This window comes from Spirillospora sp. NPDC046719 (assembly GCF_040645715.1).
In the GTDB taxonomy this organism is placed as follows: Bacteria; Actinomycetota; Actinomycetes; order Streptosporangiales; family Streptosporangiaceae; genus Spirillospora.
Map to the genome: position 1 here is coordinate 1 of NZ_JBEYYT010000058.1, position 13,568 is coordinate 13,568.

At 70.8% G+C, this 13,568-nt stretch carries 13 protein-coding genes; 2 read left to right on the plus strand and 11 right to left on the minus strand.

Translation table 11 applies throughout. From position 1 onward, the window contains the following. The 6 genes from ABZ914_RS13285 to rarD form a co-directional block, all read right to left on the minus strand. Positions 1-1,934: sensor histidine kinase (locus ABZ914_RS13285; protein WP_500193195.1), on the minus strand; the 1,934-nt coding region annotated here is incomplete at its 3' end. Between the two features lie 313 nt (positions 1,935-2,247). Beyond that, positions 2,248-3,933, minus strand: coding sequence for a prenyltransferase/squalene oxidase repeat-containing protein (locus tag ABZ914_RS13290; RefSeq protein ID WP_500193196.1), 1,686 nt, complete (start codon positions 3,931-3,933; stop codon positions 2,248-2,250). Then, complete coding sequence (locus ABZ914_RS13295; RefSeq protein ID WP_500193197.1) at positions 3,930-4,883, minus strand: terpene synthase family protein; 954 nt, start codon at positions 4,881-4,883, stop codon at positions 3,930-3,932. The genes ABZ914_RS13290 and ABZ914_RS13295 overlap by 4 nt, the downstream gene beginning before the upstream one ends. Then, positions 4,883-6,250 carry a cytochrome P450 gene (locus ABZ914_RS13300; protein ID WP_500193198.1) on the minus strand — a complete coding sequence of 456 codons (1,368 nt, stop codon included), beginning with the start codon at positions 6,248-6,250 and terminating at the stop codon, positions 4,883-4,885. The genes ABZ914_RS13295 and ABZ914_RS13300 overlap by 1 nt, the downstream gene beginning before the upstream one ends. A 386-nt stretch (positions 6,251-6,636) precedes the next feature. Next, positions 6,637-7,011 (minus strand): hypothetical protein, encoded by a 375-nt coding sequence (locus ABZ914_RS13305; protein ID WP_500193199.1) that lies wholly within the window; start codon positions 7,009-7,011, stop codon positions 6,637-6,639. A gap of 59 nt (positions 7,012-7,070) precedes the next feature. Then, positions 7,071-7,961 (minus strand): EamA family transporter RarD, encoded by an 891-nt coding sequence (gene rarD, locus ABZ914_RS13310; protein WP_500193218.1) that lies wholly within the window; start codon positions 7,959-7,961, stop codon positions 7,071-7,073. 265 nt (positions 7,962-8,226) lie between these two features. On the opposite strand from rarD, the gene ABZ914_RS13315 reads away from it, so the two are divergent. Then, positions 8,227-8,589 carry a hypothetical protein gene (locus ABZ914_RS13315; protein WP_500193200.1) on the plus strand — a complete coding sequence of 121 codons (363 nt, stop codon included), beginning with the start codon at positions 8,227-8,229 and terminating at the stop codon, positions 8,587-8,589. Position 8,590: 1 nt separating this feature from the next. Here ABZ914_RS13315 and ABZ914_RS13320 read toward each other — a convergent pair whose 3' ends face one another. The 3 genes from ABZ914_RS13320 to ABZ914_RS13330 form a co-directional block, all read right to left on the minus strand. Beyond that, complete coding sequence (locus tag ABZ914_RS13320) at positions 8,591-9,703, minus strand: PP2C family protein-serine/threonine phosphatase (RefSeq protein ID WP_500193201.1); 1,113 nt, start codon at positions 9,701-9,703, stop codon at positions 8,591-8,593. Positions 9,704-9,765: 62 nt separating this feature from the next. Then, positions 9,766-10,314 carry a YciI family protein gene (locus tag ABZ914_RS13325; RefSeq protein WP_500193202.1) on the minus strand — a complete coding sequence of 183 codons (549 nt, stop codon included), beginning with the start codon at positions 10,312-10,314 and terminating at the stop codon, positions 9,766-9,768. Positions 10,315-10,373: 59 nt separating this feature from the next. Further along, on the minus strand, positions 10,374-10,922 hold the full coding sequence (locus ABZ914_RS13330; protein WP_500193203.1) for a TetR/AcrR family transcriptional regulator: 549 nt from the start codon (positions 10,920-10,922) through the stop codon (positions 10,374-10,376). 89 nt (positions 10,923-11,011) lie between these two features. Here ABZ914_RS13330 and ABZ914_RS13335 point away from each other — a divergent pair, with 89 nt between their 5' ends. Next, on the plus strand, positions 11,012-11,518 hold the full coding sequence (locus ABZ914_RS13335) for a GNAT family N-acetyltransferase (protein ID WP_433146910.1): 507 nt from the start codon (positions 11,012-11,014) through the stop codon (positions 11,516-11,518). Between the two features lie 6 nt (positions 11,519-11,524). On the opposite strand, the gene ABZ914_RS13340 is transcribed toward ABZ914_RS13335, so the two are convergent. Further along, positions 11,525-12,190, minus strand: a complete 666-nt coding sequence (locus ABZ914_RS13340) for a LuxR C-terminal-related transcriptional regulator (RefSeq protein WP_500193204.1) — start codon at positions 12,188-12,190, stop codon at positions 11,525-11,527. Further along, positions 12,169-13,491, minus strand: a complete 1,323-nt coding sequence (locus ABZ914_RS13345) for a sensor histidine kinase (protein ID WP_500193205.1) — start codon at positions 13,489-13,491, stop codon at positions 12,169-12,171. Before ABZ914_RS13345 ends, ABZ914_RS13340 begins: the two co-directional genes overlap by 22 nt. Between the last annotated feature and the right edge of the window lie 77 nt (positions 13,492-13,568).

Here is a 13,568-nt window from a genome sequence, read left to right on the forward strand (position 1 = left end):
GTGAGCGCCGCCGCCCCGCCGGAACGGCCCGCGCCGACCGCGGTGGGCTGGCGCACCTCCAGCCCGTTCTGCGTCGTGGTGGCCGCCGCCGGCGCCGGACGGGTCCGGTCGCCCTCCTCGACGACCAGGTCCTTGGGGATGACGACGACCGCGGTGGTGCCGCCGTAGGCGGACCGCTTCAGCTGGACGCGCAGCCCGTACCGCTCGGCGAGCTTGCTGACCACGAACAGGCCGAGCTGCACCGAGCTCTGCAGGTTGAAGTCCGGCGGGTCGTCGATCCGCGCGTTGATCTCGGCGAGCTTCTCGTCGGTCATGCCGAGCCCGCGGTCCTCGATGTCGATGGCGAAGCCGTTCGCGACGAGGTGGCCGCCGACCTGCACGACCGTGTCCGGCGGGGAGAACGACACGGCGTTCTCGATCAGCTCGGCGAGCAGGTGGGTGACGTCGCCGACCGCGCGTCCGGCCAGCTCGACCGGGCCGAACGGCAGCACGGTGACGCGGGTGTAGTCCTCGACCTCGCCGACCGCGGCGCGCACGACGTCGATCATCGGGACCGAGCTGCGCCAGCCGCGGGCGGGCAGCGCGCCCGACAGCACGATGAGGTTCTCCGCGTTGCGCCGCATCCGGGTGGCGAGGTGGTCGAGCCGGAACAGCTCCTCCAGCTCCTTGACCTCGATGTCGCGGCGGCGCTCCATGGCGTCCAGCATGGTCAGCTGCCGGTGCACGAGCGTCTGGGTGCGGCGGGCCAGGCTGAGCAGGACGTCGCGGATGCCGCGGCGCAGTTCCGCCTGCTCGACGGCGGTGCGGATCGCGGTCTCCTGGACGGCGTTGAACGCGCGTCCCACCTGCCCGATCTCGTCGGTGCCGAACTGCAGCGGCGGCGCCTCCACCGACACGTCCACCTTCTCGCCGTGCCCGAGGCGCTCGACGACGCCGGGCAGCCGCTGCTCGGCCAGTTCCCACGCGGCGATGCGCAGCCGCTCGAGCTGCCGCACGAGGGCGCGCGCCGTGGTGATCGACACGACGATGGACGCGATGACCGCGAGAAGCCCGAGACCACCGGCGAGGAGCAGCCGCAGGATGACGCCGGCGGCGATCGGCTTCGCGCGGTCGACGAGGCGGTCACCGCCCGCCTGGATGCTCTCGCGGACCTCGCTCAGCGCGGGCGTCGCCGCGGTCGACCACTGGTCGAGGGTGACCGCGGGCCGGGTCACGGTGTGCGGCGGCTTCCCGGAGGTGATCCGCCGGTTCTGCATGATCTGGTCTTCGAGCGACTGGACCTGGGCGAGCTTCGCGTTCTTCGTCAGCGCGTTGTAAAGGGTTCCGTCCGAATCCTGAATGGCGATGAGCGCGGCGGAGATGTTGTGCCGGCGCGTGCCGACCATCTGCGTGAAGGTGATGAGCTCGGACTGGCTGAACCGGCCCGCCGTGAGCGATCCCGCGACTATCGCGTCTTCCTGCGAAAGCAGTTCCCACGTACGGTTGAGCTCGAGTTCGGTCCGGGTGTCGCTGGCGAAGTCCTTGTCGTCCAGCGTGGCCAGAGAATCGTAGACGCGGAAAATGGACTCGATGACGTCGGAATACCCGGCGGCGATTCGGGTCCGGTCGGCGCCGTGCGCGTCGACCGTGCGGCGGATGGCGTCCACCCCGCGCAACCTGCCGACCATCTCGTCGATGCGGTGCTCGAGCAGGTCGCCCGCGAACCATTTCACCTTTCCGGCACGGGCCTTCTTGATCGCCTCGGCGCTCGCGTCATCGGTGCGCGCCCGCTGCGCGGCGAGGGCGCTGCGGACCGACGCGCTCGGCCGGGAGAATTCGATCATGGACAGCCGGCGCTCCTTCTGGAGCTCGGCCAGCAGCGGGTCGGTCGGCTGGGCGATAGCGCTGTCCAGGGTCGTGACGCCGAGCAGATTGACGCCTTCTCGCAGGGTCACCCAGGCCGCGAAAATCCAGAGTGCGGTCAGGGAGAGCAACAGCGCCGTGATCTTGGTTCGCAGGCGCGAGTTGCGGAAGCGCATTACAATCGCCCCAACAATATGTGAATTGGCTCGCAACCGGTAACGCATGGCGTTTCGCGGGTGCGAGCCTGCTGGTGTCGTGGTCCGCAGGGGCGGCGGCTAGTCGCCGTTCCATACGGCGTAGAAGACTAGCAACAGGGCCATACCCCCTCAAGGTGAATCGTCAACACGCTCGGTTTTGTCGCATTTGAGCGCCGGGTGCGGTGGAGCCGGTGTGGTGAAATTCACCTCACCGAAACACGCCGGACCCGCGGCCGAGATGAAGCGCGGCGACGATCCCGGCCTGGACGATCGCGCCGGGCCTGTAGAGGTCCTTGTCATGCCACAGCGCCGGCTCCTCGTCGGCCTGCTCGTCCGCGCTGGTCAGGCCCCGTAGCAGGTGCGGCTTGGCGCGCGCGGCGGCCGCCGCGGCGGCGGCGTCGCTCCCGGAGCCCGTCAGCAGCAGGAGTTGGACCGCGTACGCCGTCTCCTCCGCCGTCCCCTCCCAGCGCCCCCAGGAGCCGTCCGCGCGCTGCGTCGCGAGGACCCAACGGCGCGCCGCCGCGACGGCCCGCGCGGACCGCTCGCCGCCGAACGCCGCCAGCGCGATGGCGGCGCACGCCGTCGCGTAGTACGGCGACGCGTGCCACCGGTCCTCCCAGTCGCCGTCCTCCCGCTGCTGCCCGCAGAGCCACGACGCCGCTTTCGCGGCGGCGGCCGCGTACCGCTCGGCCGAAGCGGCGCCGACGCGGTTCCGCATGATGGCGAGGTACTGGCCGAACGCCTCCAGCACGTGCGCGTTCGTCGTGATGGACGCGCCGTCCTCGCCCTGCCAGGTGCAGAAGTGCGTCTCCATCTCGTAGGGCAGCAGGGAGTCGGGGCGGCAGGGCGCGTCCAGCAGGGCCAGCGCGTACAGCGCGCCGGCGGTGGTGTCGGCGTCCGACGGGAGCCCCGCCGCGGCGGCGGTGCCCGCCGGTCCGAGCGGCGCCGTCAGGCTGAGGACGAGTTCGGGCGGCACGGTGAGCGGGACGCCCGCGCGCGCCAGCCATGCCAGCACCCAGCCGCGTTCGAACACCGTCAGCGGGATGCCGCACGGGACCGGACCGCCGTGCCGCGCGACCACCGTCTCCAGGAACCAGCGGGCCGGATCGCCCGGCTCGGGCGGCGTCTCGGCGCCCAGCCAGGCGGCCGTGGCGGCGGGCGACGCGCCGATCGTCCCGGTGGGCTCGGGGCGGGCGTGCGGAAGCGCGGCGGCCGCCGGTCCGGCGACCTCCAGGGCGTGCATGAGCTTCTGCGGGGCGGGGGCGCCGGAGACGAGCAGCGCGCGGACGAGGCCGAGCTTGGTGCCGTCCATCCCGGGCGGCGGGTCCAGCCTCCGCCCGGCCCACGCGCCGAGGCCGGGAACGGGCGCGTCCCGCAGCCGGTCCAGCGACGCGTTGATCCCTTCGAGGAGCGCCGGCGTGATCAGCTCGATAGCGGGCAGGTCGGGCAGCGCGAAGGCGGGGGCGGACGGGCCGCACAGGCGCGCGGCGGCGGCGCCGAGCGCCAGGGCCGCGGCGCGGGCGAGGCTGTCGCGGCCGGCGCCGTCGACCCCGCCCTCCCGGGTGATCACCTTCAGCAGGGCCTCGGTCGCGCTCAGGGTGGGGACGAGCGCGTACCCGGGCTCCGGGGCGCCCCACATGCCGTCCGGCCGCTGCCGCTCCAGCAGGTACGAGACGCGGCGTTCGTGCCCGCTGAGCCAGGGCGCGAGCGTCACCAGCCGGCCGGTCTCGTAGACGGACGGCGACGTGCGGCCCCACGGGTGCTCGGTCAGACCGTCGATGAGCTGGGCGGCGGCGCGGGAGAGATCGGTGTCCGGCTCATGAGGGGGGTGGGTGGTCTCGTGCCGGGGTGAGGGGAGGGTGGTGCCCGCGACGGGGCGGTCGTCGACGCTCACAGGGAACCCCAGAAGTCGGTCACCCCGTAGAAGCCGGCACAGAAGTCCATCTGCCGTTCCATGTAGTCGGCGAGGCGGGGGGCGCCGTCTCTCGCGCGCGCGATCAGAACCCGCGCCTCCGCGGTCAGCGCCGCGATCCGTTCCTGGACCTCCGCGCGGGGGCGGCCGAGCAGGAGCGCGTTGAGGTCGCCCCACTCGAGGTCGCGTTCGTAGGTCCCGAGGTCGTTGAGCAACCGGATCACACGCTGGACGGCCCAGCCCGCCTCGCGGACCGCCGTCACGTCCCCGCCGCCGCCCGAGGCGACCCAGTGCGACACGAACACGAACGCGAAGCCGAGGTTGTCGGCGTTCGCCAGGTACTCCTCGAACGAGGGGGCGTCCCCGCCGGCGTCCCGCGCGGCCTTCCAGTCCCATTCGAGGGCCATGGCGTCCAGCATCCGCCGCAGCTCGTCCCGCCAGATGTCGCGGAGCAGGGGGAAGGCGGGCTCGGCCCGCAGCCCGTCCCGGATGTCGGCGAGGAACCGGCACAGCTCGTCCTCGGCCGGCGTCCCCGGTTCGGGCTCGTCGCCGTCGGCCACGGCGGAGCACCTGGCGACCAGGCCGGCGACCTCGTCGCGGGACGACGCGGCGTAGTCGATCGACCAGTCCAGGCCGAAGCACCAGAGGCAGACCTTGTTGGCCATCGCCAAGCGGTCCGCGCCGAGGCCCGGCCCGCTGAACGCCGCCGCCAGCGCGAGCGTGCTGAACAGCGCCGGGTCGAACGCCTTCGCGTCGAACAGCGCGGGGTATTCGGCCGCCCAGGAGCGCATCTGCCGCTGCGCCTGCCCGGCGACGGCGCAGATCGTTCCGGCCTCCAGTGCGGCGGTCGGGGCGGAAGGGGCGCTTGTGGTGGTGGTGAGGGCAGCGTGGGAGGGGGGAAGGGCGGCCGTATCGCCGCCGATGCGGTCCATCAGCGCTGCACCGGGTGCAGCAGGAGGTGGAGCGGCTGGTTGGGACGGAGCGTCGCGCCGATCCGCGCCTGTACCGGGCCCTCCGTCGGCGCCAGCTCCGGACGGAACCGGCCCAGGATGGCGGTCAGGATGAGCTCTGCCTCCATGTTGAACACGTGCCGTCCGATGCACTGGTGCGGTCCGCCGCCGAAGGGGAAGTAGGCGTAGCGGTGACGCGCGCGCACACGCTCGGAGGTGAAGCGCTCTGGGTCGAACTCCAGCGGCCGCTCCCACACCGACTCGAGGCGGTGCGTGAGGAACGGGCTGATCAGGACGGTCTGCCCCGCCGCCACGGGCACGCCGCCGATGACGGTGTCGTTCAGCGCGATGCGCGGGAAGATCCAGCCCACCGGGTACAGCCGCAGCAGCTCCTGGACGACCTGCTTCACGTAGGGGAGCCGGTGCAGGTGCTCGGGCCGCACCGCCTCGCCGCCCACCACGGCCTCGATCTCGGTGCGCAGCCGCTCGGTGACGTCCGGGTGCGCGGCGAGCATCGGCCATATCCAGGTCAGCGCGACGGTCGTCGTCTCGGTGCTGGTCGCCCACATGGCGAGCAGGTTGTCGCGGACCCAGTGGTCGTCGAGCCCGCTTCCCTCGGTCATCCGGGCCTTGCAGAGCGCCGTGAAGATGTCGTAGCCCTCACCCGGGTCGTGCCGGAACCGGTCGACGAGCTCGTAGAGCGTCTCGTCCATGACCTCGAGCCCCGCGGAGAACGCGCGGTCGCCGGGCAGCGGGATGGAGCGCGGGACGAACGGCAGCAGGAAGCGGAACGCGATCGACGTGGCCAGCCGCTCCATCGCGGGGATGAGCCGGTCCGCCTCGGCCTTCCTTATCTTGTCGCCGAAGAGCACCTTGATGACGGTGTCGTGGACGATGCGGCCCATCTCCGGCAGCACCTCGACGGCCCGTCCTTCGCGCGCCGGTTCGTCGAGCTTCGCGACGGCGTTGTTGATGGCACGTGCCATGTGGTCGCTCAGGGACCTGATGGTGCGGGTGGAGAAGACCGGCTGGAGGATCCTCTTGCTGAGCTCCCACTCGGCGTACTCGGACATGATGCTGTCGCCGAAGAGGCCGTGCAGGGGGCGCCAGAACGTCCCGTCCCGGACGAAGTTCTCCGACTCCTTGCGCAGCACCTGCTGGACGTGGTCGGGGTCGGTCACCACATAGGGGTGGGAGGCGCCGAGATCGAGCCTCGCTATCTCACCCCCCGCCGCCGTGCTGATCCGCTCGATCTCCCTCAGGGGGTCGCGGACGAAGCGGGAAACCGTGCGGTAGAGCGGGAAGTTCCTCGGTTTCCGGGACCGTGTCGGGCCGGCGGTGACGGTCATCGTGACGTGCCCCTCAGACTGGACGTCTCTCGCGCGAAGGACGGTGTTCCACGAGTCGTGCGGGAAATCTTCCAGCGAGACGCCCTTCTCGCGGCAAAAAGGGCATCCCGGAAGTACTGGTATAAGTTTGCCGAAACCTGGTCAATACCGTGGAAGTATCACATTGACCCGCAGGTGGATCAAGATCGAATGTGTCCGATACATGCATCTGACGAGTGACATGAGTCACTCAGTCAAACCTCTTGCTATTCGTCGGCATTGATGGCATATGTAGACGGATGTCTTGGTAGGTGCACATCTCACGAAGTGTTTCGTGAGGAGCACCGGATCCGTCGCGCCATCAGAGCGCCATGGCGTCGCTCGCGGCGCGGAAGGGCCGTCGGCCCCTACAGGCCGTCGCGGCTGCCCGGGAGCAGCGTCGGCCAGGCGAGCCGCCCTGCCACGCGCACCTTCCCGGACGCCGAGTGGGATCCGCAGCGCACCCGCACCGTGTAGGTCCCCGGCCTGGCGTCGGCCTTGAGCACCGCGGTGCCGTCCCGGCCGTCCAGCCGGGCCCGCCCGTCGAACACGTCCGACGACGCCCAGTGCCGCCCCGGTCCGCACTGGGGGACCGACAGGGCGACCTTCTCCCCGGCCCGGGTCACGCCCGGCCGCACCGTCAACCCGTCCTGCCCGGACGTCGTCGCCTCGCCTGTCGCCGGTGCCAGCAGTCCCGCCGCGATGAGTGCGGATCCCAGCATGGTGACGCTCAGCAAACGCAACAGGACTCCCAGGAGGCGGCGTGTGACGTCCGGCACTTTAGTAGCTCGGCCCGGCGCCTTCAATGCGCGGTTTCCGGCACGGCATCCGGTTCCGCCCGCCGCGTCCGCCGTCCGCTGCGAACCCCGTCCCACGTCAGCGTCACCAGCGCCAGCCAGACGAGCAGGAAGCCGGCCCACCGGCTCGGCGGCATCTCCTCGCCCTGCACCAGCAGCCCGATCAGGAACTGCAGGACGGGCGCCAGATACTGCAGCATCCCGATCGCGCTCATCGGCAACCGGATCGCCGCCGCGTTGAACAGCATCAGCGGGATCGCCGTCACGATCCCCGCGCCGGCCAGCAGCGCCGCGTGCCCCGCCCCGTGATGCCCGAACGCCGCGTCGCCCCGTCCGGCCAGCGCCACCGCGAACACCAGCGCCGGCACGAACATCACCGCGGTCTCCACGGCCAGGCTCTCCGCCGACGGCATGCTCGCGAACTTCTTCAGGAGCCCGTACGTCCCGAACGAGAACGCCAGCACCAGCGCGATCCACGGCAGCCGCCCGTAGTCCGCCGCCAGCACCACCACCGCCGCCGCGCCCAGCCCCACCGCCGCCCACTGCCCCGCCCGCAGCCGCTCCCGGAAGATCACCACACCGAACACCACGCTGATCAGCGGATTGATGAAGTAGCCCAGCGCCGCCTCGATCGTGTGCCCGCTGTTGACCGCGTAGATGTAGGTGCCCCAGTTCGCGGTGATCACCACCGCGGCCGCCGCCAGCAGCCCCGCCCTCCGGACCGTCAGCGTCCTGATCCAGCTCCAGTTCCGGGCCGCCGCGAGCACCACCGCCACCGCCACCAGCGACCACATGATCCGGTGCGCGAGGATCTCCAGCGCCCCGGCCGGCTTCAGCAGCGGCCAGTACAGGGGGAACAGCCCCCACAGGACGTACGCCGCGACCCCGTACGCCATACCCCGATTCCCCACGACCGGCACGATACCAACCAGTAATCACCCAAAGCGATAACGCTCATGACGTGGCCTCCACCGGCCTAACATGAGCGCATGCTTGCCTCCGCAAGGCCCACGATGCTCTCCCCAGGCTCCGCGGCCTTCCCCTGCCCGGTCGGCATCCCCCCGCCGATGGCTGAGGCCCCTCGCCGCTGGAGTAGCCGGTCCCTTAGAAGCGCAACGGCTGCGGCCTAGAGGGAACACCCCGTCGGCGTAGCCTCTGCGGATGGGTGATCCGGTGGCTTCGAGCGCAGGGGGGTGGGTCTGGGCGTCCAACGTCCGCCCGCTCTTGGAGATGATCTCCGAGGTCGTCGAGTACGACTTCGATGACTCTGATTGGCTCGCCATCTCCACCGCCTTGCCGAGCACCGACAACGATCGGGCGGACGGTTGGTACGCCTACCCGCTGGTCGGCTTCCGGCCGGTGGAGATCCGCCTGGCACGCGAGGTTGAGGCCGACGAAGTCTCGGTCGAAGTCACGGGCATCGCCGATGACCGGACGCGGGAGTCCATCGAGCTTCTGCTGACCGTGTTCGCTCGGTACGAAGTCGATGCGGATCGGGCGGACTGGTGTGGCGCGGGGGCGTGACTCAGTGCTGAGCGGGGTGGGTGCGTTCGAGGACGAGGAGGGCGGCGTCGTCGGCGAGGTGGTCCTTGGTGTGGGCGATCAGGTCGCGGTGGATGTGGTCGAGCAGCGTGTCGGGGTCCGTGGCGGGGAAGGTCGCGACGCGGTCGGCGAGCGGGTAGAAGTCTCCGCCCGGTGAGCGCGCTTCGATGACGCCGTCGGTGTAGAGGACGAGCATGTCGCCGGGCGTGAACGCGAAGCGGTCGATGGTGACCGGGTCGGGGTTGGGAACGCCGAGCGGGGGTGCGGGGGCGTCCGGCTGGAGGGTCGTGACCCCGCGGTCGTGCAGGAGCAGGGGAGGGGGATGGCCGCAGCTGATCATCTCGACTTCCGTGTGGTCGTCGGCGATGTCGAGGACGAGCGCGGTGATGAAGTGCTCACCGAGGTCGTGCTCGATGTCGGCGACCTCTTCGAGGTCGCGGTCGACGCTGTCCTGGAGGGCGGCCGTGAGCGCGGGCAGGGCGTAGCGGCGTGCGCCCTCTCGGAAGGCGCCCAGGACCACCGACGCTTCGGCTATGGCGTTCAGGCCCTTGCCTCGGACGTCGCCGATCAGCACGCGGCTGGCGGATCCGCCCGCGCGTGTGATCGAGAACAGGTCGCCGCCGATCAGGCTCTCGTCCTCGGCCGTCAGGTACAACCAGGCCACGCGCAGGGGGCCGATCCGCTGGGGCGGCGGTCGCAGGAGGGCCTGCTGGGCCGTCGCGGCCACCGACCGCGCCCGGCCGAGCGCCCGCTCGCGGCGCTCCCGGACCAGGCGCAGGAAGACGATCAGCAGGGAGAGCAGCGTCAGCGCGGTGATCTGCGCGATGTGGTTGGTCGTGCCCAGTCCACCGTGCAAGCTCGCGATGAGCACCTGGTCCGCCACCGCCAGTGCGGCGACGATGGCGGTCAGCCGTGTCGTCGTCAAGGAGGCGGCGAGCGCGGGCGCGATGACCAGGAAGGGGCCGAGATGGACGGTGGTCCCGAGGACCAGGTCCGTCACGGTGATCGCCAGCATGAACGCGAGCGCGATCGCCACGGTCGCGTACGTCAGCAGCGGCCGCCTGAAACGGCCCGCCCACGCGCGTCGCCCCTCCATGGCCATCCCATGCCCCCGGCTCAGGGGTCCATGTTCCTGACCAGGCCGTTTCCGGGGCGTCGTTACCTTCGGCCGCCGAAGGTCCAGGCGTGGACCTCGACGTCGGCGTAGAGGTCCGGACTCAGGACGGTGCGGGCCGTCTCAGGGTCCGGTGCCTGGAGCAGCGCCGCCGTCCCCACCCAGGTGCCGCCGTCGTCGGACAGCAGGGGGCCGTAGGCGATCAGCGCGTGGTGGTCGGGCGGCAGGTCGCGGTCGGCGGTGTGGCCTGCGCCGAGGCCGAGCACCAGGTAGTGGCCGCCCTCCGTCCGGTCGCCGGTGAACTCCCACATCGTGCGTCCGAGCGAGTTGTGCCAGCGGCGCAGCATCACGTCGCGGTAGGCGCCGGCCTGGTAGCCGGGCTCGTCGAAGGCGAACGCGCGGGCCGTGGCGGGATCGGGCAGGTCGACGATGTGCACGCTGCCGGTGAGCGTTTCGCCGTCGTCGGCGAAGGTAGGACCGCGGGCGATCATCTCGGCCGCGTACCGGTCCATGTAGGACCAGTGCTCTTCCACGAGTTCGTGACGCAGGTGCATAGAGCCGCGCCTATCGCGGTGGTAACAGAAGAACTCCATGCCGGACAGTCTTCACCACCCGGCAGGGGCATGATCCGTCGCCTGGTGGCGCGGCCTGGTCAGGCGAGGTTCTGTGCGGGGGTCGCTATGCCTTCCCGTACAAGGCGGAGGAGGCGGTCGGATTGTGCGGGGTCGGATCCTGCGGTGGCGATCCCGCCGGCCAGTGCCAGGAGGTCCGGACCGTCGAGGTCGGGACGGACCGCACCGGCCTCCTGTGCCCGCGCCAGTAGCGGAGCCACGGTCGTGTGCATGGCGGCGTGCCATTCGTCGAAGAGGGGAGAGCGTCCGTCTTCCGGAATGGCGCGGGCCAGGTCGCCCTTGTCGGCGACGTGTGCGATGAACGCCTTCAGCCATGTGAAGAGGGCGTCGGCGGGCGGGTCGTGCCGCAGCAGGTCGCGGCCCTTGGCGGTGAGGTCGGTGACCTCGTCCGCGTAAACGGCGATGAGCAGGTCGCGGCGCGTGGGGAAATGCCGGTACAGGGTGGCGTTGCCCACGCCCGCGTGACGCGCGATGTCGTCGAGAGGCGCGCTCGGTCCGCGTTCGGCGAAGACCCTCTTGGCCGTCGTGAGGATGAGAGCGCGGTTGCGTTGCGCGTCCGCCCTGGGCATGGCTCTCCTCACCGTGATCTCCCTGGTCAGTGTACGGCGCCGGGCCGGGCACGAGGGTGCGTGAGCGTCGCGGCGGACGGCTCGGGAGGATGGGACCGGAGCGCATCCCACGGCGGAAGGACGAAGCGGTGCAGGAGATCCGACGGGCGCGGCTGGAAGACCACGAGGCGGTCGTGCGGGTGATGCCGGAGTGGTGGGCCGATTCGCGCACGCCGGAGCAGGCACGCCAGTTGACGCTGCTGCTGCCTCGGCTGTTCTTCGAGCACTTCTCCGGGACGAGCCTCGTCATGGACGGGGACGACGGCATGCACGGCTTCCTCGTGGGATTCCATTCGGCGGACCATCCCGATGAGGCGTACATCCATTTCGTTGGAGTCGACCCCAGGCGCCGTAAGGACGGCGTGGCACGAGCCCTCTACGAGAGGTTCTTCGAAGAGGCCACAGCCGCCGGCCGTACGAAGGTCAAGGCCATCACGTCGCCCGCCAATACCGGATCCATCGCTTTCCACCGGGCCATGGGCTTCGACGTCCACGTGCCGGAGCCCGGATACGACGGGCCAGGGCAGGACCGTGTGCGCTTCGAGAAGACGCTCTAGGCGGCTCTAGGCGGCGGTGCCGCTGCGAAGGTAGGTGAGGACGGCGAGCACGCGGCGGTTCTTGTCGTCCGTCAACGGCAGGTCCAGCTTGGTGAGGATGTTGCCGACGTGCTTGCCCACCGTCACCTCGGCGACGGTGAGGATCTGCGCGATGGCCGTGTTGGAATGCCCTTCCGCGATGAGGGCGAGCACCTCGCGCTCGCGCGCGGACAGCCGCGACAGCGGGTCCTGGCTGCGGCGCAGGAGCTGTCGGACGACCGTCGGGTCGACGACCGTACCGCCGTCCACGACGCGGCGTAGCGCGGCGACGAAATCCTCCACGTCGACGACCCTGTCCTTGAGCAGGTAACCGACGCTCGTACCGTCATTGGAGTCAAGCAGGTCGGCGGAGTAGCTCAGCTCCACGTACTGGCTGAGCGCGACGACGGCCAGGCCGGGATGCGCCTTGCGCAACTCCACGGCCGCGCGGAGCCCTTCGTCGCTGAAGCCCGGCGGCATGCGGATGTCCGTGACCACGAGGTCGGGGGAGTGCTCCTCCACCGCGGCCTTGAGGGCGTCGGCGTCCTCGACCGCGGCGACCACGTCGAAGCCGAACTTGCCGAGCAGCCCGACGAGTCCTTCCCGCAGGAGCACGCCGTCTTCGGCGAGGACTACTCGGACGGTCGGCTGCACGGGAACTCCACGCGTAGGACGGTCGGCCCACCGGCCGGACTGGACAGGAGCATTCTTCCGTCAATCACCGCTACGCGGTCGGCAAGACCGGTGAGACCGCTCCCTAGGGACGGGTTCGCGCCGCCCTTGCCGTCGTCCTCGATTTCCATGGTCAGAGTGTCGCCGCGGAGGCGCACGCTTATCCGTCCTCTACGGGCGTCGCTGTGCTTGGCGATGTTGGACAGGGCCTCGGCGGCGACGAAGTAGGCGGTGCCCTCTTCGTGCGGGGGCAGCCGTTCGGGCAGGTCCGTCTCCACCGTCACGGGTATGGGGGAGCGGTCGGCGAGTTCGCGCAGCGCCGCAGGCAGCCCTCGGTCGGTCAGGACGCGCGGATGGATGCCGCGGATGAGTTCGCGCAACTCCTCCATGAGGAGTTTGGCCTGCTCGTGGGCCTCCGTCACGCTGCGGCCGGCGTCGGAGTCGGCGGGCAGGTCCACACGGGCCATGCCGAGCTTGAGCGTGAGACCGATCAGGCGCTGCTGCGCACCGTCGTGCAGGTCGCGCTCGATGCGCCTCCGCTCGGCCTCGAACGCGTCCACCAGCCTGGCCCTGGACCGGGACACCTCGACGAGTTCGGCGCGGAGCCGCTCACCGGAACCCCGCCCGAGAAGGCTCCTGGCCATCGCTCCGTGCGCGCCCGCGAGGACGGCCGCGAAGTACGGGATGGTGGGCAGCAAAGCGAGCCCGGCTATCGCGTACGGCACGGCGTCCGCCGGAGTCGCCACCTTGGTCAGACCCAGGGACACCGGTTCGCCATCGCCCTGAGCGAGAAGTGGGCTGAAGAGAAGGCCGCCGACGGCGAACACGTACATCAGCAACGCCCCGTAAAGGACGGGTACCACGGTCACCAGGAGGGACGCGTAGGCCATCTCGCGCCAGATGGCCGCCTCCCCGTAACGGACGAGCGACCATGTGCGCGGCTCCGAGCCGTTCACGCGCGAGTGGCCGGAGACGATCGGACGGACGTCCACCAAGCGGAGCCGGCGGCGTTCCACCTCGGCGACCGGGAGGGCCACCAGCGGCCCCAGACCCGCGACGAACAGGACGCCCAGCGCCACGAGCAGCAGGCGCGCGCCGACCCCGTGGCGGGACGACAGGGCGGCGGCCCACGGCAGGACCAGCAGCCCGAACGGGACGGCGGCGGCGAGCATCGGAACCGGCGTCGACACCAGGTAGCCCGCGCACCGCCAGGGCCAGCTGGAGATCAGGTACCGCCGCCCGGCCGCGGCCTCCAGGGCGGTGCGAGGCGCGCTGACGGTCATGAAACCAAAGCTAGTCAAGCTTTCGCGGTGGGACGGTATGGCTGGCCATACTCTAAAGATCCTGGTTGGGCGTCATG